We start from the raw sequence: 223 nt of genomic DNA, 5'->3' as shown, positions 1-223 counted from the left end.
TATTGTCGCGCCGACAAACGATAACTTCAGGGCCTACCAGAAGATGCTGGCGGCCCGCATCAACGCTATCGAAGCACGCCAGGGGCGTCCCCAGAAGGGCGATGACATCCTCCTGTCCGTCATTACGGATGCCCGTCATGCCGCGATCGACCTGCGCTTCGTCGCCCCTCTCGCCGCGCATGACGACACATCGAAGCTGAACCTGATGATCGGGAACGTGTTC

The 223-nt window shown here is 60.5% G+C and carries 1 protein-coding gene; it reads left to right on the top strand.

Annotation, left to right across the window (positions count from 1 at the left end):
* On the top strand, positions 1–223 hold a 223-nt coding region (locus B7449_RS17340; protein WP_048883922.1), incomplete at both ends, for a hypothetical protein.

The organism is Komagataeibacter intermedius TF2 (assembly GCF_000964425.1).
GTDB lineage: Bacteria > Pseudomonadota > Alphaproteobacteria > Acetobacterales > Acetobacteraceae > Komagataeibacter > Komagataeibacter intermedius.
Note: the sequence above shows the minus strand (reverse complement) of the source record. Positions and strands in the feature narration are given on the sequence as shown.